The organism is Pseudomonas quasicaspiana, from assembly GCF_021147825.1.
In the GTDB taxonomy this organism is placed as follows: domain Bacteria; phylum Pseudomonadota; class Gammaproteobacteria; order Pseudomonadales; family Pseudomonadaceae; genus Aquipseudomonas; species Aquipseudomonas quasicaspiana.
This window is the reverse complement of sequence record NZ_JAGTPI010000012.1, coordinates 77,834-104,796: the sequence shown is the minus strand read 5'-3', so window position 1 is coordinate 104,796 and position 26,963 is coordinate 77,834. Positions and strand designations below refer to the sequence as shown.

Below are 26,963 nucleotides of genomic sequence, written 5' to 3'. Positions count from 1 at the left end.
TACAGTGCAAAAGGCGCTCCGTATAGTGCGCGCCATCGACAGGTAGACGCTTGTCGATATTGCCCAGATGGTGAAATTGGTAGACACGCCAGCTTCAGGTGCTGGTGACCGCAAGGTCGTGGAAGTTCGAGTCTTCTTCTGGGCACCAATTCAGAGCAGCAGATTAAATCTGATGACTCTCCCAAAAACCCGCGAAAGCGGGTTTTTGCATTTCAGGGTTTAGGTTTTGTGCTTTTGATTATTGCGTCTGTTGCCGATTTTGTTTGCCTCAGCGGAAAAACCATTTATTAAAACCAAAACAGGGGTTTACAGATCAAAACCCGCTCCGTATAGTGCGCTCCATCAACGGCGTGCAACGCTGCTGATGCTGCCCAGATGGTGAAATTGGTAGACACGCCAGCTTCAGGTGCTGGTGACCGCAAGGTCGTGGAAGTTCGAGTCTTCTTCTGGGCACCAATTCAAACAAAACCGAGCCATGTGCTCGGTTTTGTGCTTTCTGGGGTTTGGAAAATAGCAGCTCACCCGTGAGAGCAAAGCTTGGTCTGCTCCCACAAGGTTACCCACCAAGCAATCCCGGCAATCAAGCCCTGAATTGCCCCAGACTCGCCTTCAACTGCGCCGCGAGGCCATCCAGCACTTTGCCGCTCGCCGTAGTTTCTTCAACGACCTGCGCCGCACGCTGGGCCTGGGCGTGAATCACTTCTACGCGCCCGCGAACCGCGTGCGCGCCTTCTGCCTGATGCACTGCCGCCTTGGTTGCCAGACCAATCGCCGTATGGACCTGCTCAACAGACTCCTGCACGGATTGCTGCAACTTGACGCTGTTGCGCAGTACCGCCAGCCCCTCATTGGCCTGCCGCCCCGCCAGACCAATCGCCGCAACGGCCTCTTTGGCACCCGACTGCAACGCACCGATGTGCGCCTGAATATCCCCCGTGGAGCTTTGGGTCTTGCTCGCCAAAGCACGAACCTCATCGGCCACCACAGCAAAACCGCGCCCTGTTTCCCCAGCCCGCGCAGCCTCAATGGCCGCGTTCAGTGCCAACAGGTTAGTCTGTTCGGCAATGCCATGAATGACCTCCAGCACCACTTCGATCTGCTCGCTCTGCTGCGCCAGCCGCTCGATGACTTTAGAACCGGTTTCAACCTGCCCCGCCAGCGCCTCAATCAAGCCGCCCACTTGATTCGATGTGCGCGTGTTTTCATCAGTCGCCTGACGAATATCCACCACCTGCCTCAAAGCAGCCTGCATGGCATGGCTCTCGGACTGAGCCTCGTCGGCCATGTGCTCAAGCGCTTGCAGACTGGCAGCCACTTCATCGCGCTGCATCGCGGCCGCAGCACCTGCACCCGCATTGCGCTGACTCATCGCATTGATCTCAACACCGGTGCGCTGCGCAACATCTCCGGCCTCGCGAACAATGGGCTGTAGCTTGGCAACAAAACGATTGACTGCTGCCGCCATGTCCCCGATCTCGTCATTACTGTCGATTTTGACGCGCTTGGTCAGATCGCCCTCGCCCGCCGCCAGATCATCCAGCGCCGCGATCAACAGCAGCAGCTTGTTGACTACCCTGCGCCCCAGCACTACCGCCAATACCAAAAGGACGCCCAACCCAACCAGGGCCAAGCCCATGCCTATCCGCCAGCGCAGTGTTTCAGACGCTTCCTTTACCGCTGATGTCGTGTTTGTAGCCATGGCAGAAGCCGCGCCTTGCGCAGAATCAAGTCGTGAACGCAGTGCGGCCGAGCTTTCTTTCGAAGCGCCGGTCAGGCTTTCGGAAACCAGTTGCCCGCCACTGGTAATCAGCGTCGCAAAACGCTTGTCGAGAGCGACGAGGTTTTCTTCAACGGTGGCAGTGGAAACACCCATGCGCACCTTGCCGATTTCAACACCGTTAGGGCTGATGGATGCCTCGACGTAGTAAACCGAACTGTCGGTCCTGGCAGCGTTCAGCACTTTATCCATTGCCCGCTCGCCCTCGCCCTTGGCAAGCAACGCCTGGATCAGCGGGTTTTCGCGGTTCAGATAACGGGTCAAGTGCTCGCCCGCCGCGTCGTCATAAATCACGAACAACACATTAGGATTGCGCTGCGCGCGACGAGCGAATTCGGACAACGTCGGCGTATCGTTATCCCACATGGCGCGGGGCGCCACAGCGGCCAGCAATTCAGCCATATCGGTGGCTGAGTCTCTGAGGTCTTTTTCCAGTGTGGCGCGCAGCTGTGCCTGCTCATCCTTCAGACGAGCGGCAAGGCCCGTACTCAAGCGCTGACTGGTACTGGTAGCAAGATTATCGAGACTGGAGGTTACTTCTCGACTTGCCTGTTCCAGTTCAGCGGACAAGTGTTGCGAATCTACACCCAGGCGATTGGCCAAATCAGCTTCAAGCGCAGCAACAGTGCTCCGGGTGAGAGCAACGGCGACCAGCACCTGCACCAAAAGAGCGATGCCAAGTGCAATAAACACGGGCCGCAGCAAGCGGCTCCGCAAAAGAGAGAGGACAGCTGACACGGGGAATCCCTCCACCACCGGCGCCATTAAAATGATGGCACCTTTTCTGACGCTTTTTACAGCAATCGCCGTGCCGTTCCAGTGGCCACGGTCAAACCAGAAAAAACAAAGGGCCGCATCTGCGACCCTTTGTTTTTACATCAACAACTTATCAGCCAAACGGATGACGCAACACGATGGTTTCGTTGCGATCAGGGCCCGTCGAAATAATGTCGATAGGTGCGCCCACCAGCTCTTCCAGACGCTTGATATAAGCGCGAGCGTTAGCTGGCAGCTCTTCCAGAGTCTTGGCACCCAGCGTCGATTCAGTCCAGCCCGGCACTTGCTCGTACACAGGCTTGAGGCCCAGGTAGCTGTCAGCGTCGGTCGGTGCTTCGATCACTGCACCGTGCTCGTTCTCGTAACCGATGCAAATGTTGATGGTTTCGAGGCCATCCAGCACGTCGAGCTTGGTCAGGCAGATGCCGGAGATGCTGTTGATTTCGATAGCGCGACGCAGGATCACGGCATCGAACCAGCCGCAGCGACGAGCACGGCCAGTGGTTGCACCGAATTCGTGCCCACGCTTGGCCAGGAATGCACCAACGTCGTCGAACAGCTCAGTCGGGAATGGACCCGAACCTACACGTGTGGTGTAAGCCTTGGTGATACCCAGGATGTAATCCAGGTACATCGGACCAAAACCCGAACCCGTGGCGATACCGCCCGCCGTGGTGTTGGAGCTGGTGACGTACGGATAAGTACCGTGGTCGATGTCCAGCAGCGAACCTTGAGCGCCTTCGAACATGATGTCTTTGCCGTCGCGACGCATTTCATGCAGCGCAGCAGTAACGTCGAGCATCAGCGGCTTGAGCAGCTCGGCGTATTCCATGCACTCGTCGAGAGTTTTCTGGAAATCGATGGCGGGCTCTTTGTAGTAATTGACCAGCACAAAGTTGTGATAGTCGAGCAGCTCGCCCAGCTTGGCGGCGAAACGCTCGCGGTGGAACAAGTCACCAATGCGCAGGCCACGACGTGCAACCTTGTCTTCATAAGCCGGGCCGATGCCACGACCGGTAGTACCGATCTTGAACTCGCCACGGGCCTTTTCACGCGCCTGATCCAGCGCAACGTGATAGGACAGGATCAGCGGGCAGGACGGGCTGATGCGCAGACGCTCGCGCACTGGAATGCCTTTCTCTTCCAGCTTGATGATTTCGCGCATCAGCGCATCCGGCGCAACGACCACACCGTTACCGATGAGGCACTGCACGCCTTCGCGCAGCACACCGGACGGAATCAGGTGCAATACGGTTTTTTCGCCGTCGATCACCAGAGTGTGACCCGCGTTGTGGCCACCCTGGTAACGCACTACAGCGGTAGCATGTTCGGTCAGCAGATCAACGATCTTGCCTTTGCCCTCATCACCCCATTGGGTGCCCAGGACTACGACATTCTTACCCATAACACTTGTCCTCATTCACGCAAACTTGGTGTCGGCGGCCGCCGACAGGAAAACTCAAGAAGCCAGCGGCACGACTTGCCAACGCTCGCCATGCTGAATCAATTGCCGATCGCAATCGGCCTCACGCGCTGCGGCCACCTGTTGCCCAGGCAATGCCTGCACAACACGCTGACCTTCACTGCGCAACTGACAAACCTGCTGCCAGAGTGCTGCATCCGTACTGTCCGGCATCCAGATACCGCCGGAAGGCAATTCGATTTCTGCACGACCCAGTGTCACCAAAGTCTTCAGGTCCGTGGAAAAACCGGTGGCCGGGCGAGCCCGACCGAAATCCGCACCGATGTCATCATAGCGACCGCCCTGAGCAATGGATTGACCCACGCCCGGAACGAAAACAGCAAAGACAACACCCGTGTGATAGTGATAACCGCGCAACTCACCCAGATCGAAATACAACGGCAGCTCAGGGAAACGGGTCGCAAGGCGCTCAGCCACGGTCAACAGGTCATCAAGCGCAGCCAGCACTGGCGCTGGCGCGTTGGCCAGGCGATCACGCGCAGCCGCCAATACTTCACGACCACCGCACAGATCGACCAATGCACGCAGCATCGACGCCAGATCGGCAGGCAGATTGGCTGTCAGCTCGATCACTTCGTCGATGGCCTTGCGTTGCAGGGCATCAAACAACAGCTGTTCAACCTCGCCAGACAAACCAGCTGCGCGGGCCAGGCCGCGGTAGATACCGACATGCCCCAGATCCATGTGAACGTCTGGAACATCAGCCAGTTGCAGCATGGCCAGCATCAGGCTGATGACTTCGACGTCACTGCTCGGGCTTGCATCGCCATACAACTCGGCGCCCAGTTGAATAGGGCTACGCGAAGAAGACAGGGCACGCGGCTGCGCATGCAGCACGCTACCGGCATAGCAAAGACGGCTCGGCCCTTCACGACGCAGGGTATGCGCATCGATGCGCGCCACTTGCGGCGTGATGTCGGCACGAAAGCCCATTTGCCGACCCGACTGCGGGTCGATCACTTTGAAGGTGCGCAGATCCAGGTCCGAGCCCGCGCCAGTGAGCAAGGATTCAAGGTATTCGATATGAGGGGTGACTACGAATTCATAGCCCCAGCTCTGGAACAGATCCAACACCTGACGGCGCGCTACTTCTATGCGCGCCGCTTCAGGCGGCAGTACTTCTTCGATGCCATCTGGTAGCAGCCAGCGGTCAACCGTTGCCATTACGCCTTTCCCCTATGATCCGGGCGACCCGCGCCGAGGCGGGCCTTGAGTAAAGCAGAGAGTGGTCAGGTGCTGCGCCCGTTACTGCGGGCACGGCAAGCGCCCGAGAATGGCTGTTTCAGACCACTGTCCTCGAAAATCATGCCACTGCTGTGGCCAATCAATCGTGCAGACGCAAAAAAGCCGGGAATTTCCCGGCTGCCGCATCATACACACGTTTTACCGCATGATCACCCCGCCGGACGGTTTTGCCGCCCGGCGGGTAGATTACGGCGTTCAGATCACGGCTTGGATTTTTCCAGATAGCGGAAGAAATCGCTGCTCGGATCCAGAACCATCACGTCACTCTTGTTCGCGAAGCTTTCACGGTAGGCGCGCAGGCTACGGTAGAACGCGTAGAACTCCTGATCCTGGCCGTAGGCCTTGGAGTAGATCGCGGAAGCTTGGGCATCACCATCACCGCGGGCCTCTTCAGACTCACGATAGGCTTCAGCCAGCAGTACGCGACGCTGACGATCGGCGTCGGCACGGATGCCTTCAGCCAGCTCGTTACCCTTGGCGCGATGCTCACGCGCTTCACGTTCACGCTCGGTACTCATCCGTTCGAAAACGCTGCGGTTCACTTCTTTCGGCAGGTCGATAGCCTTGACCCGAACATCGATAACTTCGATGCCCAGCTCCTTGTTTGCCATCGCGTTCAGCGAAGCGGTGATGTCAGCCATCAACGCATCACGCTCGCCCGACACAGCTTCGTGCAAGGTGCGCTTACCGAACTGGTCACGCAGACCGGATTCGAGACGACGAGACAGACGTTCATCAGCGATTTGCTTGAGGCCCGACGTTGCGGTGTAGAACACTTCCGCGTTCTTCACACGCCACTTGGCGTAGGCATCTACCATGACCGCTTTCTTTTCAAGCGTCAGGAAGCGTTGGGTCGGAGCATCCAGCGTCAGCAGGCGACCGTCGAACTTGCGCACCTGGTTGACGTAAGGAATCTTCACATGCAGACCCGGCTGAATATCGGGTTCAACCACGCGACCAAATTGCAGCATTACGGCACGTTCTGTCTGGGACACGATAAACAGGCTGTTCCAGGCAACCACCGCCAGCACTACAGCAACAATCAGGGCGATCAGCGATTTATTGCTCATCAGCGAGTCTCCCTTGTACGCGGCTGCTGAATCTCTGCGGCGCGAGCACCGACATCAGCTCCTGCAGTGTTAGCACCGGTAGTCGGGGCATTGCTGTTACCGCTACGGCCGTTTTCGATCATCTTGTCCAGCGGCAGATAAAGCAGGTTGTTCCCGCCTTTATCGCCAGTCACGAGAACCTTGCTGGTATTGGTGAACAGCTCTTGCATAGTGTCCAGGTACAGACGTTCACGCGTGACTTCTGGAGCCTTGCGATACTCGGCAACCAGCTTGGTAAAGCGATCAGCTTCACCCTTGGCGCGGGAGATCACTTCGTCGCGATAACCGTTGGCGTCTTCGATGATCCGCTGAGCCTGACCACGTGCTTCCGGAATCACACCGTTAGCGTAGGTTTCAGCCTGGTTACGGGAACGTTGCTCGTCTTCACGTGCACGAATCACATCATCGAATGCTTCCTGAACCTCACGAGGTGCAGCAGCGCTCTGTACGTTGACCTGGGTCACCGTGATACCGGTGCGATAAGTGTCGAGGAAGCGTTGCAGACGCTCCTTGATCTCACTCGCCATCAGTTCACGACCTTCAGTCAGCACCTGATCCATGGCCGTGGAACCCACGACATGACGCAGCGCACTTTCAGTAGCGTGTTGCAGACTGACTTCCGGTTGATCAACGTTCAGCACGAAATCACGCAGGTTGGAGATTTTGTACTGCACGGTCAGCGGCACTTCGACGATGTTTTCGTCTTCAGTCAGCATCTGGCCCTGTTTGCTGTAGGCACGTTCGCGAGTCACGTTTTCCATGTACTTGCGATCGAACGGCGGGAAATAGATGTTCAGACCCGAACCTACGGTTTCGTGGTACTGACCGAAGCGCAGCACAACGGCCTGCTCCTGCTCGTCCACGACGTAAATGGCGCTGTACAGCCAGATCGCAACCAGCACGACCAGGCCAATGCCCAGCAAGCCGAAACCGCCACCCTTGCCAGGGTTGCCGTTACCACCACCGTCACCACCACTGCGTTTCTTGCCACCACCGAACAAACCATTAAGGCTTTCCTGCAGCTTTCGGAAGGCCTCGTCGAGATCCGGTGGCCCCTTGCGGTCGCCGCCCTTGCGCTTACCACCCCAAGGATCCTGATTATTCGAGTTGCCACCCGGCTCATTCCAAGCCATAGCGCTCTCCATCTGATAAAGCAAAGACGCGCCCGCGGCGCGCCGACCAATGCTACAGAATGCCTGAGAGAGCCGTACAACGGCTTTCTCACGCTTTTATTGCAAAGTGTGTTGCTCGATGAATTCCAGCGGCTGCAGTCCTTCGCGACTCACCAGACGATTGAACTCAACGCGCGGTAAACGTACTGCCAACAAGCTGCTGCCCTGCTCGTCATACTCTTCGCTCTGCACCGCACCCAATTCGAAAAACTGGGCGCGCAACCGGGCGAAATCCTGAGACAGGTGCAAAGTACCGACAAACAGATCGTCGCCGAGCAATTCGGCAACCGCCTGTTTGAGCAGGTCCAGCCCTCGACCATCACGGGCGGAGACCCAGACACGTTGCGGTTTGCCATCGGCATCGCGCTGTATCTGCGGCTCTACCCCTTCGAGCAGGTCGAGTTTGTTATAGACCTCAAGTATCGGCAAGCCCTCGGCACCGATCTCGCCAAGTACCGCCATGACCTGTTCGATCTGCTCCATGCGATCAGGCTCGTGAGAGTCGATGACGTGGAGCAGCAGATCGGAGTTGCTGGACTCTTCGAGCGTGGCGCGAAAGGCTTCGACCAGTTTGTGCGGCAGGTGGCGAATAAAGCCCACAGTGTCAGCCAGCACGATAGGCCCCAGGTCGTCGAGTTGCAGACGGCGCAGGGTCGGGTCGAGCGTGGCGAAGAGCTGATCTGCAGCAAACACATCGGAATCAGTCACAGCATTGAACAATGTCGATTTGCCGGCGTTGGTATAGCCCACCAGAGAAACCGAAGGGATGTCGGCGCGCTTGCGCCCGCGACGAGCCTGCTCACGCTGGCTGCGAACCTTTTCAAGACGGCCCTTGATCTGCCGCAGACGAACCCGCAACAGACGCCGGTCAGTTTCCAGCTGGGTTTCACCGGGACCACGCAGGCCAATACCACCGCCCTGGCGTTCAAGGTGAGTCCAGCCGCGAACCAGCCGCGTGCTCATGTGCTCGAGCTGTGCCAGCTCGACCTGCAATTTGCCTTCATGAGTACGCGCGCGCTGCGCGAAGATGTCGAGGATCAACCCCGTGCGATCAAGTACGCGACACTCGAAAACGCGCTCGAGGTTACGTTCCTGACTGGGTGTCAGCACGTGATTGAAGATGACGATATCGATTTTTTCGGCTTTGACCTGGTCGCGAAGTTCCTCGACCTTGCCACTGCCAATCAGATATTTGGCCGATGGCCGATGACGCGGCACGTTGACGAACGCGACGGTATCGGCGCCAGCTGATATGGCCAGTTCCCGAAACTCCTGCGGATCTTCACGCGCCTCAGGGTCCTGACCATCCAGGTGAACGAGTATTGCGCGTTCACCACCACTGTGGCGCTCAAAGAACAAAGCAGACTCCTATCAGGCGTTACCTGGCTCAGCGTCGCCCTGCTCACCTTCGGTTGCGCTAGGCAGACGAATCGGGCGAACCGGAACAACGGTAGAGATTGCGTGCTTGTAGACCATTTGGCTGACAGTGTTCTTCAGCAAAATAACAAACTGGTCAAAAGACTCGATCGTGCCTTGCAGCTTGATGCCGTTGACGAGATAGATCGAAACCCCAACCTTCTCTTTACGCAGGGTGTTCAGGTAAGGGTCTTGTAGCGAATGCCCTTTTGACATGTGCCGCACTCCTTTAAGGATCAATAATAATTCGAATTCAGTTGGCTTGAACCGCCACCCCCCAAGGATAGACGGCTATTGCAAGGACTCAGCTCAATATGGAGACCGACCCCAGGTATTTCAAGGCGCGTGGCAAATTGTCGCTGGCCAGACTGTCCAACCAGTGTAAATCGTCCCAGCTGCGTAGCCAGGTAAACTGTCGCTTGGCCAGTTGGCGCGTGGCAATGATCCCACGCTCCTGCATCTCAGCCCATGTCAGCTTTCCATCCAGATGATCCCAGACCTGACGATAACCGACGGCTCTTATCGATGGCAGACCCGCATGCAGGTCACCTCTTGAGCGTAACGCCAGAACTTCGTCCAGGAATCCCTGGTCCAGCATTGTTGAAAATCTTGATGCTATACGGCCATGCAACACCTTGCGATCTGCCGGAGCAATGGCCAGGCTGGCGACAGTATAGGGCAATTGCGGTCTACCAGAAGCCGCAGCATCAGTAGTTTGCGCACTTTGTTGCTTTCTATGCGCCGTCATGCTCAACCCACTGACCCTGTAAACCTCCAGCGCACGTATCAATCGCTGCGGGTCATTGGGGTGGATTCGCGCCGCAGACACCGGATCCACTGCCGCCAACTGGTCATGCAACGCCTGCCAGCCATGGGCTGCAGCCTGTGCTTCCAGTTCTGCACGAACACCTGAGTCAGCAGCCGGCATGTCTGCCAACCCGTCCAATAGAGCCTTGAAATACAACATAGTGCCGCCAACCAGCAGCGGAATTTTTCCGCGGGCGGTTATTTCTGCCATGGCAGACAGCGCATCTGCACGAAAATCAGCCGCCGAGTAGCTTTCGGCAGGATCGAGAATATCCACCAAACGGTGGGGAAACTCGGCCAACTGCGCCTTGGAAGGCTTGGCAGTACCAATATCCATGCCGCGATAAACCAGCGCCGAATCGACACTGATCAGCTCGCAAGGCAGGACTTTGCAGAGTTCCATGGCCAGATCGGTTTTACCTGAAGCCGTCGGCCCCATCAGAAAGATGGCCGGAGGTAGAGCGCTCATTCAGCGACCGCGCAGGAAGAGTTTGTCCAGATCATCCAGCCCCATTTGGGTCCAGGTAGGTCGGCCATGGTTGCATTGACCGCTGCGCTCGGTGTTTTCCATGTCGCGCAGCAGACCGTTCATTTCCGGGATGGCCAGACGGCGATTGGCCCGGATTGCCCCATGGCACGCCATGGTGCCCAACAATTCGTTCATGTGAGCCTGAACCCGGTCACTGGTGCCGTATTCCATCAGGTCGGCCAGCACATCGCTGACCAGCCGATTGGCCTCGGCCTGTTTCAACAGGGCCGGAATCTGCCGGATCGCCAGACTTTCAGGACCGAGACGTTGCAACTCGAAGCCCAGACGCTGGAATGTCTCGATGTGCTCTTCAGCGCAATCGGCTTCGCGCTGACTGACTGCAATGGACTCAGGCACCAGCAACGGCTGACCGCTCAGGCCTTCGCTTGCCATCGCAATCTTCAGACGCTCGTACATGATCCGCTCGTGGGCGGCATGCATGTCTACCAGCACCAGACCGTGAGCGTTCTCCGCCAGAATATAAATACCCTTGAGTTGCGCCAAGGCGTAGCCCAGCGGAGGAATGTCGCCCTGAGTCTCCGGCAACGACACGGCAGGCGTACCGGGCAACGGTGCATAAAACTCGCGATAAGCGCTTTGCGCTTCGGCGGCAGGCAACGTCGCTGTAGGGCGCGGCGTGTACTGATATTGATAACCAGCGCCTGCACCTGAACCGGCTGGCGGCGCATAGGGCTGAGCCTGGGGTTGCTCCAGCAGATTGTTGGCCAGGCGCATTTCACCCTGCGGGCCGAACTCACCGGCTTGCGGGCCGGTGGGTCGCTCGATGGCAGTCACTGGCGCAGCGCCTGCCAGTTGATCTTCGGGACGCACATCGCCCAGCGCGCGGTGCAAGGTGCCATAAAGGAAGTCGTGCACCATGCGCCCGTCGCGGAAGCGGACTTCGTGCTTGGTCGGGTGCACGTTAACGTCAACGACGGCGGGATCAACCTCGAAAAACAGCACGAAGGTCGGATGACGGCCATTGAACAGCACGTCGCGATAGGCTTGGCGCACCGCGTGAGCCACGAGCTTGTCGCGCACTGCCCGGCCATTCACAAAGAAATACTGCAAGTCCGCCTGACTACGGGAAAAAGTCGGCAACCCGACCCAGCCCCACAGATGCAAGCCGTTGCGCTCGATCTCGATGGGCAGCGCCTGCTCCAGAAAACCGGGGCCGCAAATGGCTGATACGCGTCTGGCGCGAGCCGTGTCGTCGTTGGCTTCATGCAGGCTGAGAATCGTCTTGCCGTTGTGCCGCAAGTGAAACGCCACGTCGAAGCGCGCCAGTGCCATGCGCTTGATCACTTCCTGCAAGTGATCGAATTCGGTTTTTTCCGCCTTGAGAAACTTGCGCCGCGCCGGGGTATTGAAGAACAGGTCGCGGACTTCAACGGAGGTCCCCACCGGATGCGCCGCAGGCTGAACCCGTGAAGCCATATCGCGGCCTTCGGTTTCCACTTGCCAGGCCTGGTCAGCGTCACGTGTTCGGGAGGTCAGCGTCAGTCGTGCCACAGAGCTGATCGACGCCAGCGCCTCGCCGCGAAAGCCAAGGCTCATGACGCGCTCAAGGTCTTCCAGCTCGCGAATCTTGCTGGTGGCGTGACGAGCCAGAGCCAAAGGCAGGTCATCAGAAGAAATGCCGCTGCCATCATCACGGACCCGCAGCAGTTTGATACCCGCCTGCTCAACATCGACATCAATGCGCTTGGCACCGGAATCCAGACTGTTTTCCAGCAACTCCTTGATGACCGATGCTGGCCGCTCGACCACCTCACCCGCTGCGATCTGGTTGGCCAGCCGTGGGCTGAGCAGTTCGATCCGGGCAGCATTTAGAGCTGCAGCGCTGGCAGAAGCCTGTACTTCAGGCTCGATACTGTCGAGAAGAAGATCGGTCATGGTTGAGCCGCCACCTCGGAGCTAGGGATTTTCAGGTCCTGCCCAATGCGCAGTTCATCCGTTTTCAGGTTATTGGCGCTGCGCAGAGCCGCAGCGCTCATGTCGTAGCGAGCCGCCAGCATGGCCAGTGTTTCACCCGAGCGAACCACGTGATTACGCGGCCCCTGGGCGAGTTTGCCGTTATCGCGCAGCCACGCGATGTAAGTACCTTGCGGTGGATTCTGCTGGAAGAATTGCTTCACGCCAGAGTTGATCGAACGCGCCAATGCCTGTTGGTGCGAAGCAGCGCTGAGCTTGGCCGCTTCGGCATTGTTGGAGATGAAGCCCGTTTCGACCAGAATCGACGGGATATCAGGCGACTTGAGCACCATAAAGCCTGCTTGCTCAACCCGGGATTTGTGCAGCGACGTCACTCGACCAATGTTGGTGAGGACTTTCTGCCCGACATTGAGGCTTGAAGACAGCGAAGCGGTCATGGACAAGTCCAGCAACACCCCCGCCAGCATGCGGTCCTTGTCGTCCAGACTCACGGCACCGGCACCACCGATCAAGTCGGAACGGTTTTCACTGTCGGCCAGCCAGCGGGCGGTTTCAGACGTGGCGCCACGCTCGGACAGAGCAAATACCGAAGCACCGAACGCAGCCCTTGAAGGCGCAGCATCGGCGTGAATCGACACAAACAGATCCGCGCCTTTGGCTCGGGCAATTTCCGTACGCTTGCGCAGCGGGATGAAGTAATCGCCGGTGCGGGTCAGCTCGGCGCGGTAGCCTTTTTCAGCATTGATCTGTCGTTGCAGCTCTTTGGCGATGGCCAGTACCAGATTCTTTTCTTTCTGACCGCTACTGCCGGACGCTCCCGGATCTTCACCGCCGTGACCGGCATCAATCACGATCACAATGTCGCGCTTGCCGTTGGGCACAGGTGTGAGTTTGATCTCGGGCTTCGCCGGACTGACCGGCACGGCAGGCGCAGTGTTCGCGGCCGTGTCAGGAATGGTCGGGCTCGGATTGGCATCGCCCGGCTCGTCGAACAGATCGACAACCAGACGGTTACCATATTGCTGGTTCGGGGCCAGGGTGAAGCTCTTGGGCGTCACGGCCTTTTTCAGGTCGATGACCACGCGCAAATCCGTCGCGGTGCGCTGGGCAGAACGCATGCTGGTAATGGGCGTATTGGCCATGGGTACATTCAGCGGACCACCGAGGGTCGCACCGTTGATATCGATAACCAGTCGATCAGGAGAAGTCAGGGTGAACACGCTGTGCTGGACGGGTCCGGAGAGGTCAAAAACCAGTCGTGTGTTATCTGGTGCGCGCCATAGGCGGACACTTTTTACCTGTGTTGCAGCCAGCGCATCAACAGCCAGGACTGTCAAAAGCAGACCCACTACAGTAACCAGCGCGCGAATGCGCATACCTAACCCCATTTCTATTTGAATTCCAACGCCAAAGCGGCACACCAGGTTTCGCCACGCGAGCCAATCGGGCTCAAAGTCAGTGCTCGACCTTGCGCATGCGGCCTAATGGTAATGGTCAGGTCAGGCTTTGGCAAAAAGCCTGCACCGAGCTGGGGCCACTCGATCAAACAAAGTGCATCGCCTTCCAGGTAATCGCGGATCCCCAGGTACTCCAGCTCCTCTGGGTCAACCAATCGATACAGGTCAAAGTGGAATACACGAACCGGGCCTATTTCATAGGGTTCAACCAGGGTGAAGGTCGGGCTCTTGACCGCACCTTCGTGCCCGAGGCCACGGATGATGCCCCGCGAAAGCGTGGTTTTACCTGCCCCCAGATCACCTTCCAGAAAAATCACGCCTACCCCTTTGGTGACCTCGGCAATGCGCTCACCAAAGTGGGTCATGGCCTCTTCACCGACCAAATGCAGCGTTAACTCAGACACGGTTGCTGCTCCTCCAATAACTGACGAATGGCTGGAATCAAATCACTGGCCCCCAGCCCACGGCCCGCTTCGCCCAAGCGCTGCCCGGCGCTGGCATGCAGCCAGACCGCCAGAGAAGCTGCATCGAACGGCTTCATTTTTTGCGCCATCAATGCGCCGATCAGCCCGGCGAGCACGTCGCCCAAACCAGCGGTCGCCATGGCCGGATGGCCGCGATCACAGAGCATCAACTGACCGTCGACATCAGCGATCAGGCTACCGCTGCCCTTCAATACACAAACCGCCTGGTACTTATCGGCCAGCGCTCGCGCAGCAGCAGGGCGGTCCGCCTGGATTTGTTTAGTCGTCACCCCCAGCAAGCGCGCAGCTTCGCCGGGATGCGGGGTAATGACGCTGCCCTCGGGAAGCGAAACAAAACCTTGTGCCAATTGGTTAAGGGCATCGGCGTCCCACACTTGCGGACGTTGAGCGTTGGCGGCGGCTGAAAGCAAGCTGCGCCCCCAGGAACCTTGACCCAGCCCGGGGCCTGCCACCAGAACACTGGCGGGTTCAATCAATGCCATCAACTGGTTGGCAGAACGGATAGCCGCGCTCATTACTTCGGGCATGCGAGTCAATGCAGCAGGAACATGTTCGGGTCGGGTCGCCAACGTGACCATGCCTGCGCCACTGCGCAAGGCACTTTCAGCGCTCAGCAGACAGGCCCCGCCGAAACCATGATCGCCACCAATGACCAGCACTCGGCCATACAGGCCTTTATGAGCAGTACGAGGGCGTGCAGCCAGACGCGGCAGATTAAATGTATCAAGACGAGTCGCGCTGCGAGTGGTCTTGGCGACAACGGCCGGATCTGCCTGCAAGTCGTCAAACACCAACTCGCCGACCAGGTCCGCGGCATCACCGGTAAGGAGGCCGAGCTTCAAGCCTATATAAGTCACCGTCAGATCGGCTCCCACCGCAACGCCAAGGATACGTCCGGTATCGGCGCTTAGCCCGGAAGGAATATCCACCGCCACGACCGGCAAAACACTGGTATTAATCGACTCGATTGCCGCCGCGTAGGGCTGGCGAACGTCACCGTTCAAGCCAGTTCCCAGCAGCGCATCCAGCACGATGCCGCGCAAAGGTTGATCGGCCCACGGTTGAACATCGAGACCCGCAGCGATTGCCGCGCCATAAGCGTCAGCGGCATCGCCAGCCAGTGTCGCGGGATCGGCCACGCTGAACACATGAACATTCCACCCGGCCTTTTGCGCCAGCGTCGCAATCAGATACCCGTTGCCAGCGTTGTTGCCGCGCCCGGCCAGTACGCTCAATTCCCGCGCTTCGGGCCAGCGTCGACGCAGCGCGCGCCACGTCGCATGGGCGGCCCGTTGCATCAATTCACTGCCGCACGTTCCCGCAGCAATGAGCTGTGCGTCCAGTTCGCGGACCTGCGCGGCGCTGTACAGTGCGTCGGGTAATTGGGGATTCGTGTCGACCATGCGTTTCTTGGCTCCGATGTCTGGCAGAATTATACGCACCTCCACCCGGTTTCTCCTTGCGCATGCCCGTTATTACTGTTGATTCGCCCAATACTGTTGACCTCGCCACCCTCGCTCAATCGATCAAGGAGTGGGGCCGCGAGCTGGGCTTTCAGCAAGTCGGGATTGCCGGGCTGGATCTCGCCGAACACGAGCAACACCTTGAGCGCTGGCTTGAGGCGGGCTATCACGGCGAGATGGACTATATGGCAGCGCATGGCAGCAAACGTTCGCACCCTGAGGAACTGGTGCCGGGCACCTTGCGGGTGGTCTCGTTGCGCATGGATTACCTGCCCGGCGACACCGAGATGACTCAGCGTCTGACCGAGCCGGAAAAAGCCTACGTGTCCCGCTACGCGCTGGGCCGCGACTATCACAAGCTGATCCGCAAACGCGTGCAGCAACTGGCCGAACGCATCCAGCAGGCCATTGGTCCATTCGGCTATCGCGCCTTCGTCGACAGCGCTCCGGTGCTGGAAAAAGCCATTGCCGAACAGGCCGGACTGGGCTGGATCGGCAAGAACACGCTGGTGCTCAATCGCAAGGCGGGGAGTTTCTTTTTCCTCAGCGAGCTGTTTGTTGACCTGCCATTGCCCGAGGATCCACCTCACGCCACTGAACACTGCGGTCGCTGCACCGCGTGTCTGGACATCTGCCCTACCGCTGCATTCGTCGGGCCTTATGTGCTGGATGCGAGGCGCTGCATTTCTTATCTGACCATTGAACTGAAAACCGCCATCCCGGAGGAGTTACGTCCGCTGATTGGCAACCGGGTGTTCGGTTGCGATGACTGCCAGATCGTTTGCCCGTGGAATCGCTTTGCCCGCCCCACCGACCAAAGTGATTTCCAGCCACGCCACAATCTGGATAACGCCGGTTTGGCCGAGTTATTCATGTGGGACGAGGATAAATTCCTCAGCAACACGGAAGGCTCTCCCCTGCGCCGGGCCGGTTACGAACGCTGGCTGCGCAATCTGGCAGTAGGGTTAGGCAATGCGCCATCGACGATCCCCGTGCTGGAGGCGCTTGAGGCAAGACGGGAGTATCCGTCGGAGCTGGTGAGGGAACATGTGGAGTGGGCGTTGCGGCAGCACCAACACCGCTGAGCCGCCTGCGATCATCTATGGGGTTCTATGATCCCACTACACCCCGGCAGCGCAGAACCTGTAGGCGCCGAGCTTGCTCGCGATAAGGCTGGATCCGGTCCACTTTAGATCGCATCCAGCCTTATCGCGAGCAAGCTCGGCTCCCACGCCCAAAGGGCGTAGCTCAATGCTCATCGCCCTTGTAGACAAACTTCGGCATGTTCCAGTTAAAGCGGATAGCCATTAGCCGCAGCAACAGACCGCCGAACAGGGTGATAAGGATGCTCTGCTCTTCTGGCAATTGCAGGTGCTGACACAGCAGAAAGCACCAGGCCGCGAGGAATGACACGCTGGCATACAGCTCGCGACGGAATACCAAGGGGATGTCGTTGCAGAAAATATCCCGCAGGATGCCGCCAAATACCCCGGTGATTACGCCGCACACTGACGCCACCAGCAGACCGGTCCCGACTTCGAGTGCGGTCATCGTGCCGATCAGGGTGAAGGCCACCAGCCCCAAGGCATCGAGTACCAGAAACAGCGAGCGCAGATGGCGCATCAACGGCGCAATGAAAATGGTCAGCAGTGCCGCAACGCTGGTCAGGATCAGATATTCGGGGTGCTTGACCCATGTCAGCGGGTAATGACCGAGCAACACATCGCGCACCGAACCGCCGCCAAGGGCTGTGACGCACGCGATCAGTACCACGCCAAACCAGTCCATGCCCCGCCGTCCGGCAGACAGCGCGCCAGTCATGGCTTCAGCGGTAATAGCGATCAGATAAAGCATCAACAACATGGCGGCAGTCCCTGCGACGAAGCCGCGCAGTGTAGGGCAAGCACCAAAAGAGGGCAAAGAGCGAAACTACCGATCACAACCAATTTCTGTAGGAGCTGCCGAAGGCTGCGAAACCGTCGCATCTGACACGCCGCAATCGCAGCCTTCGGCAGCTCCTACAGGAATGATGTAAGCATCAGCCTTTAATGAAATGCTCGCGATAGAACCGCAGCTCGGCGATTGACTCGCGGATGTCGTCCAGCGCCAGGTGGGTGCTGCCCTTCTGGAACTTCAAGTCAGGCGACCAACGGGCGGCCAGCTCTTTGAGCGTGGAAACGTCCAGATTGCGGTAGTGAAAGTAGTGCTCCAGGGTAGGCATGTGCCGATAAAGGAAGCGACGATCCTGGCAAATACTGTTGCCACAGATCGGTGAACTGCGTTCCGGCACCCATTGCTTGATGAACTCCAACGTCTGGGCTTCCGCTTCAGCCATGCTGATGACACTGTCGCGAACCCGCTGGGTCAGGCCCGAACCGCCGTGCTGACGGGTGTTCCACTCGTCCATTCTGGCCAGGGTTTCATCACTCTGGTGCACAGCGATGACCGGGCCTTCAGCCAGGGTGTTGAGTTCGCTGTCAGTGATGATCGTCGCCATTTCGATAATGACGTCGGTGTCCGGGTCCAGGCCGGTCATTTCCAGATCGATCCAGATCAGGTTCTGCTTGTTCTGCATATTGGGCTCCTCAGCGTAGGCACGCAGTTTAGCTCACCCCGCCGTGCTAGACTCCCCCGCGTTTACTTATCAGCTGCTTTATCACTCGGAACACCCATGGCCAAACGCCAACTCAATCGTCGTCAAAACTGGCGCATCGAAAAAATTCAAGGCGAGCGCGCTGCCCGTGCCGCCAAACGCGAATCACAAACCCTGGAAACACTTGAGGGCGGCGATCTTGGCCCCGAGCAAACCGGGTTGGTGATCGCTCACTTCGGCGTACAAGTCGAAGTGGAAGCAAAGGAAGGCGACCAGGCAGGTCAGGTTTTCCGCTGCCACTTGCGCGCCAACCTGCCTGCACTGGTGACCGGCGATCGCGTCGTCTGGCGCGCTGGCAATCAGGGCATCGGCGTTATCGTCGCGCAACTGCCGCGCACCACTGAGCTGTGCCGTCCTGATAGCCGTGGGCAACTCAAGCCGGTTGCCGCCAACGTCGATCTGATTGTCATTGTGTTCGCGCCGATGCCTGAGCCTCACGCTAACCTGATCGACCGTTATCTGGTGGCCGCCGAGCACGCTGGCATTCGTCCGTTGCTGCTGTTGAACAAGTTCGACCTGATCAACGAACAGAATGCTCCGGCACTCAACGCGTTGCTGGAGGTTTACCGGACGCTGGGTTATCCAGTTCTGGAAGTCTCTGCGCACCACGGCGACGGCATGCAACAGCTGCAAGCCCAGCTGGACGGGCATATCAGCGTGTTTGTCGGTCAGTCTGGCGTCGGCAAGTCATCCCTGGTCAACAGCCTGCTGCCTGAAGTCGAAACCCGCGTCGGGCCGCTGTCCGAACTGTCCGGGCAAGGCACGCACACCACGACGACTGCCCGCCTGTTCCACTTCCCCCGTGGCGGCGACCTGATCGACTCCCCGGGTATTCGTGAATTCGGTCTGGGTCATGTAAGCCGTGCGGATGTCGAAGCGGGCTTCATCGAGTTCAACGACCTGATCGGCACCTGCCGATTCCGCGATTGCAAACACGACCGTGAACCTGGCTGCGCTCTGCTGATCGCCCTGGAAGAAGGCCGCGTGCAACAACAGCGCATGAACAGCTATCGCTCGATCATCGCCAGCTTGCCGGAAAGCAGCTACTAGCTGCGCCTTGTAGGAGCTGCCGCAGGCTGCGAAACGCGTACTGTCTGGAAGAATGCCTTCGCAGCCTTCGGCAGCTCCTACAGATTTGCGGCCGACAAAAAAGCCCGGACTCTCACGAGTCCGGGCTTTTTACTTGCAGCTTTAGGCTTGTAGCTTGCGGCTAGAACGCTAGTTCTTCGTCTCATCCAGCTTCAACGTGCCGTCTTCAAACAAGTTCAGCTTTTGCCGAATCTCGTGCGGCTGGGCGTAGGCCTGTGGATCATCCGGCGGCTGGATTCTAGGATTGACTGGCGCAGCCGGTGCAGGCTCAGTGGCCGTGGCTTTGCCCTGGCCGCCCCTGTAAACCTGACTGCCTTCAATACGCTGCATGGCCTTCTTGGTCAGAACCATGATATCGATGCGCCGGTTGACCGGGCTTTGCGGATGCTCGCCGTCATACAGCATCGACGATGCATAGCCGACTACCCGCGCCACCTGGTTTTCCGGGTAGGTGCCGGCAACCAGAGCGCGACGTGCCGAGTTGGCCCGATTAGCCGACAGCTCCCAGTTACCGAACTCGCCGTTACCCACATAAGGCTTGCCATCTGTGTGCCCGCTGATGCTGATTTTGTTGGGCACCGCTTTGATGGTATCAGCCATGGCCAGCAGAATGTCTTCGAAATAGGGCTTGAGGCGCGCACTGCCCAGGTCGAACATCGGCCGGTTATCAGCGTCTGTAATCTGGATCCGCAGACCATCCTGAGTAATCTCGAAATGGATCTGGTCCTTGAATTTCTGCAGTTCAGGATTCTCTTCGATCTTGTTCTGCAACTCCTGCAGCAACAACTCCAGACGCTCTTGCTCGACCTCTTCCGCCTTGGCCTCTGCGGTCTCGGCTTCGATAGGTACAGTGTCCGGTGTCGGGGTGTTCTTGATTTCCGGGTTCAAGGTCTGATCAGGCGACATTTCCGGCGATCCACCTAGATCAATCACGTAGGGCGAACCACTGTCCGAGAACCCGACCGGGTCTTTAAAATAACCGGCGATAGCGACTAACTGCTCCGGGGTTGCCGCAGACAACAGCCACAGCACCAGAAAGAACGCCATCATGGCGGTTGCAAAGTCCGCGAAGGCGATTTTCCAGGCGCCACCGTGGTGACCGGCTTCATAGCGCTTGACGCGCTTGATGATTATCGGCTGATTATTTTCCATGACTCAGCGACCGCGAACCGCTTGTTCCAGCTCACTGAAGCTGGGCCGGTGTGCCGGATAGAGAACCTTGCGGCCAAACTCGACAGCCAGCGAAGGAGGCATGCCGGAGGCGGATGCCACCAGCGAAGCCTTGATCGCCTCATAGACGTTGAGCTCTTCTTTGGCATCGTGGGCAAGGCAGCTCGCCAGAGGACCGAAGAACCCGTAGGCGGCAATGATACCCAGGAAGGTACCCACCAGCGCTGCACCCACGTGGTTACCAATGGCAGCCTTGTCGCCGTCACCCAGGGAAGCCATGGTGATCACGATGCCGAGTACTGCCGCCACAATACCGAAACCGGGCAGGCCGTCGGCGATACCGGTTACGGCGTGGGATGGATGACCCAGCTCTTCCTTGATGCTCTGCAACTCCATGTCAAACAGGCCTTCCAGTTCATGAGGAGCCATGTTGCCGGATGACATGATGCGCAGGTAATCACAGATGTAAGCGGTCATGCGCTCATCTTTCAGCACGCCGGGATACTTGGCGAAAATCGGGCTCGCCGACGCGTCTTCGATGTCCCCTTCAATCGCCATCATGCCTTCACGACGGCTCTTGTTGAGGATCTCGTACACCAGGCCCAGCACTTCAAGATAGAAGGCGTGCGTGAAACGCGTACCGAACATCTTCAGCGACTTCTTCATGACGTGCATGGTCATGTAGCCTGGGTTGGCCTGCAGAAATGCGCCAAGACAGGCACCACCGATGATCAACACCTCGAAAGGCTGGATCAGCGCGCCAATCTTACCGTGAGAAAGTACGTAGCCTGCGAGAACACTCGCGAAGACGACGATGATGCCGATAATTTTAGCCATAGGTAGAAAGTACTTACTGAGTCGGGTTCAGGGACATGCGCGGAAGTTCATGAAACTCTTGTTCTACTTATCGGCATATGTGGGCCAGACTGTAGCCAGAAAAATCGAAAAGCCAGTTAACCGGTGAACGGGGGCCCGTAAATTAGGGTCTTACCCATTGATTTCGCAGTGTCCACTGCCTACATTTTCAGTCGCACGGGCCATGATGCATGCCTCCAGAAACGTCGCCACAGCTTCCCGTCCCGAACACGCTCGATGCGTGGCTCAAGCAATTGGACAGCATTGCATTGCCGGTCCCTCTGCCCAGCCACAATAAGGTCCGTAGCGCACTGAATGATAGCCGCCGTTCCCTGCGCGACATCGCCGACATGATGCAGGACAGCCCGGCACTGGTCCTGAGCGTGATGCGCGAAGCCAACCATCAAAGCACCGGTCTGACCGAACCTGCCGAAAGCCTCGAAGTGGCGATCACTCGTCTGGGCCTGGGGCGCACCGAGGTGCTGCTCAATCGCCTGCCCGCTCTGGAAAACGAGAAGATTCCGACCGCGTTCCGCCAGTTGCTACTGATCAGCCAGCACGCTACGCAGCAGGCCAACGGACTGTTCGCAGCTCGCCTTGCGCGGCTCTGGCAGGATATCCACCTGGGTAGCCTGTTGTTTCTGGCACCGCTGTGGCCAATGGCACTGGCGCACCCGAAATTGCTTGAAGAATGGGAACTGCGGGTTATCCACAAAGGTGAGTCTTCCCGCTCAGTGGAGAAAGCACTGTTTGGCGTCAGTCTGCTAGAGCTCTGCATGGAACTGGCGACCTTGTGGCGCCTGCCTTTATGGGTGACTCAAGGCTACAAGCTACTGATCAGCGAGCGACGCCAATTGGTGAAGGCTCTGCATGTGGCTCGGGCTAACGACGATCCATTGCAACAGCAACAGTTGATGGACGCAGATCCAAACCTGCGTCGCTGGTTCAATCAACCCGCCAATACCGTATTGCTGGGCAACGGCCTGGCGCTGGCCGCTCAACAGGCATGGGACAGCCCGCACTGCCTGCGCTGGGAGTTACTGAGCAGCCTGTACTTGCAGCAATCCATGGACAGCGTGCAACAGCAGGCTCACCAGAATGCAGTCAGCAGTGCTCGCAACCACAATGACCCGAGTCTTTGGCACCCTGCCGAAGCTCTGATCTGGCCGTGGGCAACCCGCCGGATTCATAGCAAACTGCAAGCAGCACCGCCGCCATCGCCCGATGCCTTGCAGAGCTGGCGCAAGCTATGCGCAGAATTGCTGGCCAACCCGAGCCCCTTCAGTAACGCCATGCACCTGACTACCACGGCGCGGGACGCTCTGGTTTCCTGCGGCATGGAGCGCGTGATGTTGCTGATGGCAGACAAGACCGGCACCCAGCTGCGCGTCCATCAGATCGCCGGGTTGAGACCTGAAGCAACGTCGCTGGCGCTCTCTATAAAGGAAAGCACCGTGCTGCAGCGTTTGCTGGCACAGCCGACCCAACTGCGCATGACACCCGCCAACATCGATCAATTCTCGGCACTGCTGCCGGGTAATCTTCGGGCTTTGTTCCCGGGCAAACACTGGCTGATCCGGTCGCTGAGCAGCAACAACAAGGTGTTGATACTGGTGGTGGCGGATCAGGGCGGCGGACAGTTTTCGGAAACTTCGGTGCAGGCGTTCGGTAAAACCTGCCAATGCATCGAGCGGGCGCTGACGAGCTTTAGTAGTCGCAAAGCCTGACAGCTGGGCTACAATTCGCCTCTTTTTTTGAATTGGAGGCTGCACATGTCCGTCTTCTTTGGCTTGCCGCTGGTTATCGAGCCAAGCGACCTGAAGGATCGCCTGGATGCTCCGGAACTGATCCTGGTGGACCTGACCAGCAGCGCCCGGTACGACGCCGGACACATACCCGGCGCGCGTTTCGTTGACCCGAAACGCACTCAGTTGGGCCAGCCTCCAGCACCAGGTTTGCTACCTGCCCATGCAGACCTGCAAGCGCTGTTCGGTGAACTGGGCCACAACGCCGATGCGGTGTATGTGGTCTACGACGACGAAGGCGGCGGCTGGGCCGGACGCTTTATTTGGTTACTGGATGTGATCGGCCACAGCCAATATCACTATGTCGATGGCGGCCTGCTGGCCTGGCAGGCCGATGGTTTGCCCTTGTCCACTGCGGTTCCACCTTCGGCAGGCGGGCCTGTTGCCTTGCAACTGCATGAAGAACCCACCGCCACACGCGAGTATCTGCAAAGTCGCCTGGGCGCTGCCGATCTGGCAATCTGGGACGCGCGTGGCCCGCTTGAATATTCCGGCGAAAAAGTCGTCGCGGCCAAAGGTGGACACATTCCCGGCGCGATCAACTTCGAGTGGACCGCGGGCATGGATAAGGCGCGTGACCTGCGCATCCGTGAAGACATCGCGGAGATCCTCGACAGCCTGGGCATCACTGCCGACAAAGAAATCATTACTCACTGCCAGACACACCATCGGTCGGGCTTCACGTATCTGGTGGCCAAGGCGCTGGGTTACCCTCGGGTCAAAGGCTACGCCGGCTCCTGGGGCGAATGGGGCAACCACCCCGATACGCCAGTCGAACGCTGAAACCCTGTCCACTTCAAGTATTACATTCAGGAATTTTGATGAAAGAGCGTCTGTTTATCCTCAGCCAGTACCTGCTGCCGCATCACTTGCTGTCACGCCTGGCTGGCTGTGTTGCCGAGTGCCGCGTGCGCTGGTTCAAGAATGCCTTCACCGCATGGTTCGCCCGTCGCTACCAGGTCAACATGTCCGAAGCACAAGTCGAGGACTTGAGCGCCTATGAACACTTCAACGCCTTCTTCACTCGTGCTCTGAAACCCGGCGCACGTCCGCTCGATGAAACGCCCGGCGCAATCCTCAGCCCGGCGGATGGCGCAATCAGCCAACTGGGCCGCATCGAACAGGGCCGAATCTTCCAGGCCAAGGGCCACAGTTTCAGCGTGCTGGAATTGCTGGGCGGTGACCCGGCGTTGTCGGCGCCATTCATGGGTGGAGAATTCGCGACTGTCTACCTGTCGCCCAAGGACTACCATCGCGTGCACATGCCATTGGCCGGTACCTTGCGTGAAATGGTGTATGTGCCTGGCCGAATCTTCTCGGTTAACCAGACCACAGCCGAAAACGTGCCTGAGCTGTTCGCCCGTAACGAGCGCGTCGTCTGCATCTTCGACACCGAGCGCGGACCGATGGCCTTGGTGCTGGTTGGCGCGATGATCGTTGCTTCCGTCGAGACGGTCTGGGCCGGCTTGGTGACACCGCCAAAACGCGAACTGAGGACTTTCCGCTACGACGAAGCAGCACGTGCGCCGATCCACCTGGAGAAAGGCGCAGAAATGGGCCGCTTCAAGCTGGGCTCCACCGCCATCGTCCTGTTCGGCCCTGAGCAAGTGAAATGGGCCGAGCAATTGACTGCGACTTCACCCGTGCGCATGGGTCAGGCCCTGGCATTGCCCGCACAGGTTTGAAACAGTAAATAGTGGCACTATGTGCCACTATTTATCATCAGGTGGTTGTACCATGGCTGTTTTCGCTTGAGCCTGAGCTGATAGATTCGTCTGCGGTTGCTGCGACTATTGGCCAATGCTGCTAGAGTCCCAACACCGGCCCTGTCGGAAACCTGCATTTTATTGATGTAGATTTCGGCACCCGTCGGGAACTGTTATCGCTGCATCGATTCAAAGCAGCCGCTTGGTCCCGAGCGGGCAGTTGGAGTTAGCCTTTCACATGAGTAATTTGAGCCTTCCTGTGTTGTTGCGTGTTCCCGCGCCAACGCAGTCGAGCCTGACATTCTGTGAAGCGACGCCCAAAGATCTCAAGCGTTGGATCTCAACGCTGCCTAAAGCAAACCTGGGTGAAACGGCTCGTCAGCTCTACCAAGGCCTGACTGAACTCAATCAACTGCTGACGCCCAGTGAAAATCGCCTGCAACTGCTTGAACTGCTGCGTCCCGAAGTGCATTTCGTCTGCAAACATCTGGAACGCCACTTTCTCAATCAGGCTGTGGTGCTTGACGAACGTCCGCGCAAAGTCGCCAATCTTTGCCAGGCGCTTCAAAACCATCTGGCGGTCGGCTACAAACTGATTATCGAGCGAGTCAGCTCAAGACTCAGCAGAGACCGCATCCCGCTACTGACCACTGCACTGCAACGTGCAATTCAGTGTCTGAACGGACCGCTGATTCGTGCCAATCAACTGTACTGTCCTGTGCAGGAAGGCCTGTGGCTCGAGCTGCACAAGATCTATCAGATTGCCTGCGAACATCAATTGCAGAATCTACCGGTGGCCGATGAACAGGCGATCCACTCCCGCTCGCTGACGGTAGAACAGACTTACACCATTGCGCTGCTGATGGGCTGCTCGCGCTGCAACCAGATGCGTCAGCTCAACATCGGTCGGCTTGCTGATGTGCTGGATGCCTGGAGCCCGTTTGTGCGGCTGCAGTCACCCACAGACGAAACCAGCCTGTATGCGCTTTCAGCAAGACAGGACAAACCGCCGCTCTACAAATCACTGTTTCCCGAAGACCAGTACCCTACCCTGCTGGGTCTTAACACCCAGACTTTGGCAGCGATGATCACCCGCTATCTGGAAACCCCTGTAGATCAGCGGGCACAGTCACCGCTGTTGGTTCCACAAGGCTTTCCCCCTGACCTGCTGGAACATCTGGCTACTGCATGGGGCGATGTCGCAGAACGGACCTTTCAACGCACGCCCGGCCAGGGCACTCTGAGCCTGTGCATAGGCATGAGCGCTCTGCATTTCTATCTGGGCGGCAAACGCTCTTTCAGTGACATGCTGCAAGTCCCGGCTACCAAAGCCGCCGAGTTCAGCCTGCAGGTCGTGGACGACAAAGCTGACGACCCTTGGGCCAGCGCTTTTGACACCCAGCGCGGCAACACCTCGGCGCTGATGCTGCCTTACGAAGAAATCCAGTATGAACAGCCTGACGCCGATGGCGTAGACGCGGCGTCCAACGCCCAGCAGACGTTCCCGACCTTTGACCTGAACATCGTCAACCACAGCCCAGGCGGCTACTGCCTTGCGTGGCCAAAAGAGGTGCCTCAGCAGTTGCAGGCCGGAGAGTTGGTCGGGATTCAGGATGATGCCGGTCAGGGCTGGAGTGTTGCGGTGGTCCGTTGGGTGCGCCAGGTGCGCAGCGGTGGCACACAAATGGGTATCGAGCTAATCGCGCCATTTGCCCAGCCTTGCGGCTTGCAGGTCGTCCGGCCTGAACTGAACAGCCCTTACATGCGCTCTTTGCTGCTGCCGGAAATTCGCGCGATTGAACAGCCGGCGACGATACTGGCACCGCGCTTGCCCTTTAAAGAAGGCAATAACGTGATGATCAATATTGCCGGAGAAGAACACAGCGGCCTGCTGGGTCATCAACGCACCAGCAGCGGCAGCTACAACCAGTTCGAGTACGAGACCTTCGAACTGCCCGGCCAAACGGGCGGCGACACGCCAAAAGCGGAGCAGGAATTCGATTCGTTGTGGTCGTCACTGTAGAACTCCG

The 26,963-nt window shown here is 58.3% G+C and carries 22 protein-coding genes and 2 tRNA genes; 8 read left to right on the top strand and 16 right to left on the bottom strand.

Features of this window, described 5'->3' with window-relative positions; translation table 11 throughout:
* The first annotated feature begins 61 nt into the window (after window positions 1-61).
* Together KDX30_RS10495 and KDX30_RS10490 are read left to right on the top strand one after the other, a co-directional pair.
* Window positions 62-148: transfer RNA gene (locus KDX30_RS10495), tRNA-Leu, on the top strand.
* Window positions 149-369: 221 nt separating this feature from the next.
* Window positions 370-456, top strand: a tRNA-Leu gene (locus KDX30_RS10490).
* Between the two features lie 124 nt (window positions 457-580).
* On the opposite strand, the gene KDX30_RS10485 is transcribed toward KDX30_RS10490, so the two are convergent.
* The 12 genes from KDX30_RS10485 to KDX30_RS10430 form a co-directional block, all read right to left on the bottom strand.
* The gene (locus KDX30_RS10485; protein ID WP_122708752.1) at window positions 581-2,515 is read right to left on the bottom strand and encodes a methyl-accepting chemotaxis protein; all 1,935 of its coding nucleotides are present in this window, start codon (window positions 2,513-2,515) and stop codon (window positions 581-583) included.
* Between the two features lie 151 nt (window positions 2,516-2,666).
* Window positions 2,667-3,959, bottom strand: coding sequence for an adenylosuccinate synthase (locus tag KDX30_RS10480; RefSeq protein ID WP_027900439.1), 1,293 nt, complete (start codon window positions 3,957-3,959; stop codon window positions 2,667-2,669).
* A gap of 54 nt (window positions 3,960-4,013) precedes the next feature.
* Complete coding sequence (locus tag KDX30_RS10475) at window positions 4,014-5,201, bottom strand: ATP phosphoribosyltransferase regulatory subunit (protein ID WP_122395206.1); 1,188 nt, start codon at window positions 5,199-5,201, stop codon at window positions 4,014-4,016.
* A gap of 281 nt (window positions 5,202-5,482) precedes the next feature.
* Window positions 5,483-6,352 (bottom strand): protease modulator HflC, encoded by an 870-nt coding sequence (gene hflC, locus KDX30_RS10470; protein WP_231675698.1) that lies wholly within the window; start codon window positions 6,350-6,352, stop codon window positions 5,483-5,485.
* On the bottom strand, window positions 6,352-7,524 hold the full coding sequence (gene hflK, locus KDX30_RS10465) for an FtsH protease activity modulator HflK (protein WP_099267770.1): 1,173 nt from the start codon (window positions 7,522-7,524) through the stop codon (window positions 6,352-6,354). Before hflK ends, hflC begins: the two co-directional genes overlap by 1 nt.
* Before the next feature lie 96 nt (window positions 7,525-7,620).
* On the bottom strand, window positions 7,621-8,922 hold the full coding sequence (gene hflX, locus KDX30_RS10460) for a ribosome rescue GTPase HflX (protein ID WP_027900443.1): 1,302 nt from the start codon (window positions 8,920-8,922) through the stop codon (window positions 7,621-7,623).
* A 12-nt stretch (window positions 8,923-8,934) separates the two neighbouring features.
* On the bottom strand, window positions 8,935-9,195 hold the full coding sequence (gene hfq, locus KDX30_RS10455; RefSeq protein ID WP_027900444.1) for an RNA chaperone Hfq: 261 nt from the start codon (window positions 9,193-9,195) through the stop codon (window positions 8,935-8,937).
* Between the two features lie 88 nt (window positions 9,196-9,283).
* A complete protein-coding gene (miaA, locus tag KDX30_RS10450) occupies window positions 9,284-10,255 on the bottom strand; it encodes a tRNA (adenosine(37)-N6)-dimethylallyltransferase MiaA (protein ID WP_231675697.1) in 972 nt (323 codons plus the stop codon).
* Complete coding sequence (mutL, locus tag KDX30_RS10445) at window positions 10,256-12,211, bottom strand: DNA mismatch repair endonuclease MutL (RefSeq protein WP_122708742.1); 1,956 nt, start codon at window positions 12,209-12,211, stop codon at window positions 10,256-10,258.
* On the bottom strand, window positions 12,208-13,638 hold the full coding sequence (locus tag KDX30_RS10440; RefSeq protein WP_200866077.1) for an N-acetylmuramoyl-L-alanine amidase: 1,431 nt from the start codon (window positions 13,636-13,638) through the stop codon (window positions 12,208-12,210). Before KDX30_RS10440 ends, mutL begins: the two co-directional genes overlap by 4 nt.
* 2 nt (window positions 13,639-13,640) lie before the next feature.
* Window positions 13,641-14,111: a tRNA (adenosine(37)-N6)-threonylcarbamoyltransferase complex ATPase subunit type 1 TsaE gene (gene tsaE / locus KDX30_RS10435; protein WP_164581837.1), complete on the bottom strand. Its 471-nt coding sequence runs from the start codon at window positions 14,109-14,111 to the stop codon at window positions 13,641-13,643.
* The gene (locus tag KDX30_RS10430) at window positions 14,099-15,595 is read right to left on the bottom strand and encodes an NAD(P)H-hydrate dehydratase (protein ID WP_231675701.1); all 1,497 of its coding nucleotides are present in this window, start codon (window positions 15,593-15,595) and stop codon (window positions 14,099-14,101) included. The genes tsaE and KDX30_RS10430 overlap by 13 nt, the downstream gene beginning before the upstream one ends.
* Before the next feature lie 62 nt (window positions 15,596-15,657).
* Here KDX30_RS10430 and queG point away from each other — a divergent pair, with 62 nt between their 5' ends.
* A complete protein-coding gene (queG, locus tag KDX30_RS10425; RefSeq protein ID WP_122708744.1) occupies window positions 15,658-16,740 on the top strand; it encodes a tRNA epoxyqueuosine(34) reductase QueG in 1,083 nt (360 codons plus the stop codon).
* Window positions 16,741-16,903: 163 nt separating this feature from the next.
* On the opposite strand, the gene KDX30_RS10420 is transcribed toward queG, so the two are convergent.
* Window positions 16,904-17,518, bottom strand: a complete 615-nt coding sequence (locus tag KDX30_RS10420; RefSeq protein WP_099267764.1) for a trimeric intracellular cation channel family protein — start codon at window positions 17,516-17,518, stop codon at window positions 16,904-16,906.
* Between the two features lie 175 nt (window positions 17,519-17,693).
* On the bottom strand, window positions 17,694-18,230 hold the full coding sequence (gene orn, locus KDX30_RS10415) for an oligoribonuclease (RefSeq protein ID WP_231675696.1): 537 nt from the start codon (window positions 18,228-18,230) through the stop codon (window positions 17,694-17,696).
* A gap of 96 nt (window positions 18,231-18,326) precedes the next feature.
* Here orn and rsgA point away from each other — a divergent pair, with 96 nt between their 5' ends.
* A complete protein-coding gene (gene rsgA / locus KDX30_RS10410; RefSeq protein WP_027898821.1) occupies window positions 18,327-19,358 on the top strand; it encodes a small ribosomal subunit biogenesis GTPase RsgA in 1,032 nt (343 codons plus the stop codon).
* Between the two features lie 168 nt (window positions 19,359-19,526).
* On the opposite strand, the gene motB is transcribed toward rsgA, so the two are convergent.
* Both motB and motA read right to left on the bottom strand, forming a co-directional pair.
* Window positions 19,527-20,549, bottom strand: coding sequence for a flagellar motor protein MotB (gene motB / locus KDX30_RS10405; protein WP_122808424.1), 1,023 nt, complete (start codon window positions 20,547-20,549; stop codon window positions 19,527-19,529).
* 3 nt (window positions 20,550-20,552) lie between these two features.
* Complete coding sequence (motA, locus tag KDX30_RS10400; protein WP_027898819.1) at window positions 20,553-21,404, bottom strand: flagellar motor stator protein MotA; 852 nt, start codon at window positions 21,402-21,404, stop codon at window positions 20,553-20,555.
* 209 nt (window positions 21,405-21,613) lie between these two features.
* Between motA and KDX30_RS10395 the strand changes: the two genes are divergently transcribed.
* The 4 genes from KDX30_RS10395 (at window position 21,614) to KDX30_RS10380 (ending at window position 26,956) form a co-directional block, all read left to right on the top strand.
* Entirely contained in the window at window positions 21,614-23,149 is a 1,536-nt protein-coding gene (locus KDX30_RS10395) for an HDOD domain-containing protein (protein ID WP_231675695.1), read from the top strand.
* A gap of 45 nt (window positions 23,150-23,194) precedes the next feature.
* Window positions 23,195-24,010, top strand: coding sequence for a thiosulfate sulfurtransferase (gene rhdA, locus KDX30_RS10390; RefSeq protein ID WP_231675694.1), 816 nt, complete (start codon window positions 23,195-23,197; stop codon window positions 24,008-24,010).
* 32 nt (window positions 24,011-24,042) lie between these two features.
* Window positions 24,043-24,912, top strand: coding sequence for an archaetidylserine decarboxylase (asd, locus tag KDX30_RS10385; protein WP_161628563.1), 870 nt, complete (start codon window positions 24,043-24,045; stop codon window positions 24,910-24,912).
* Window positions 24,913-25,171: 259 nt separating this feature from the next.
* Entirely contained in the window at window positions 25,172-26,956 is a 1,785-nt protein-coding gene (locus tag KDX30_RS10380) for a molecular chaperone (RefSeq protein ID WP_231675693.1), read from the top strand.
* Window positions 26,957-26,963 lie beyond the last annotated feature (7 nt).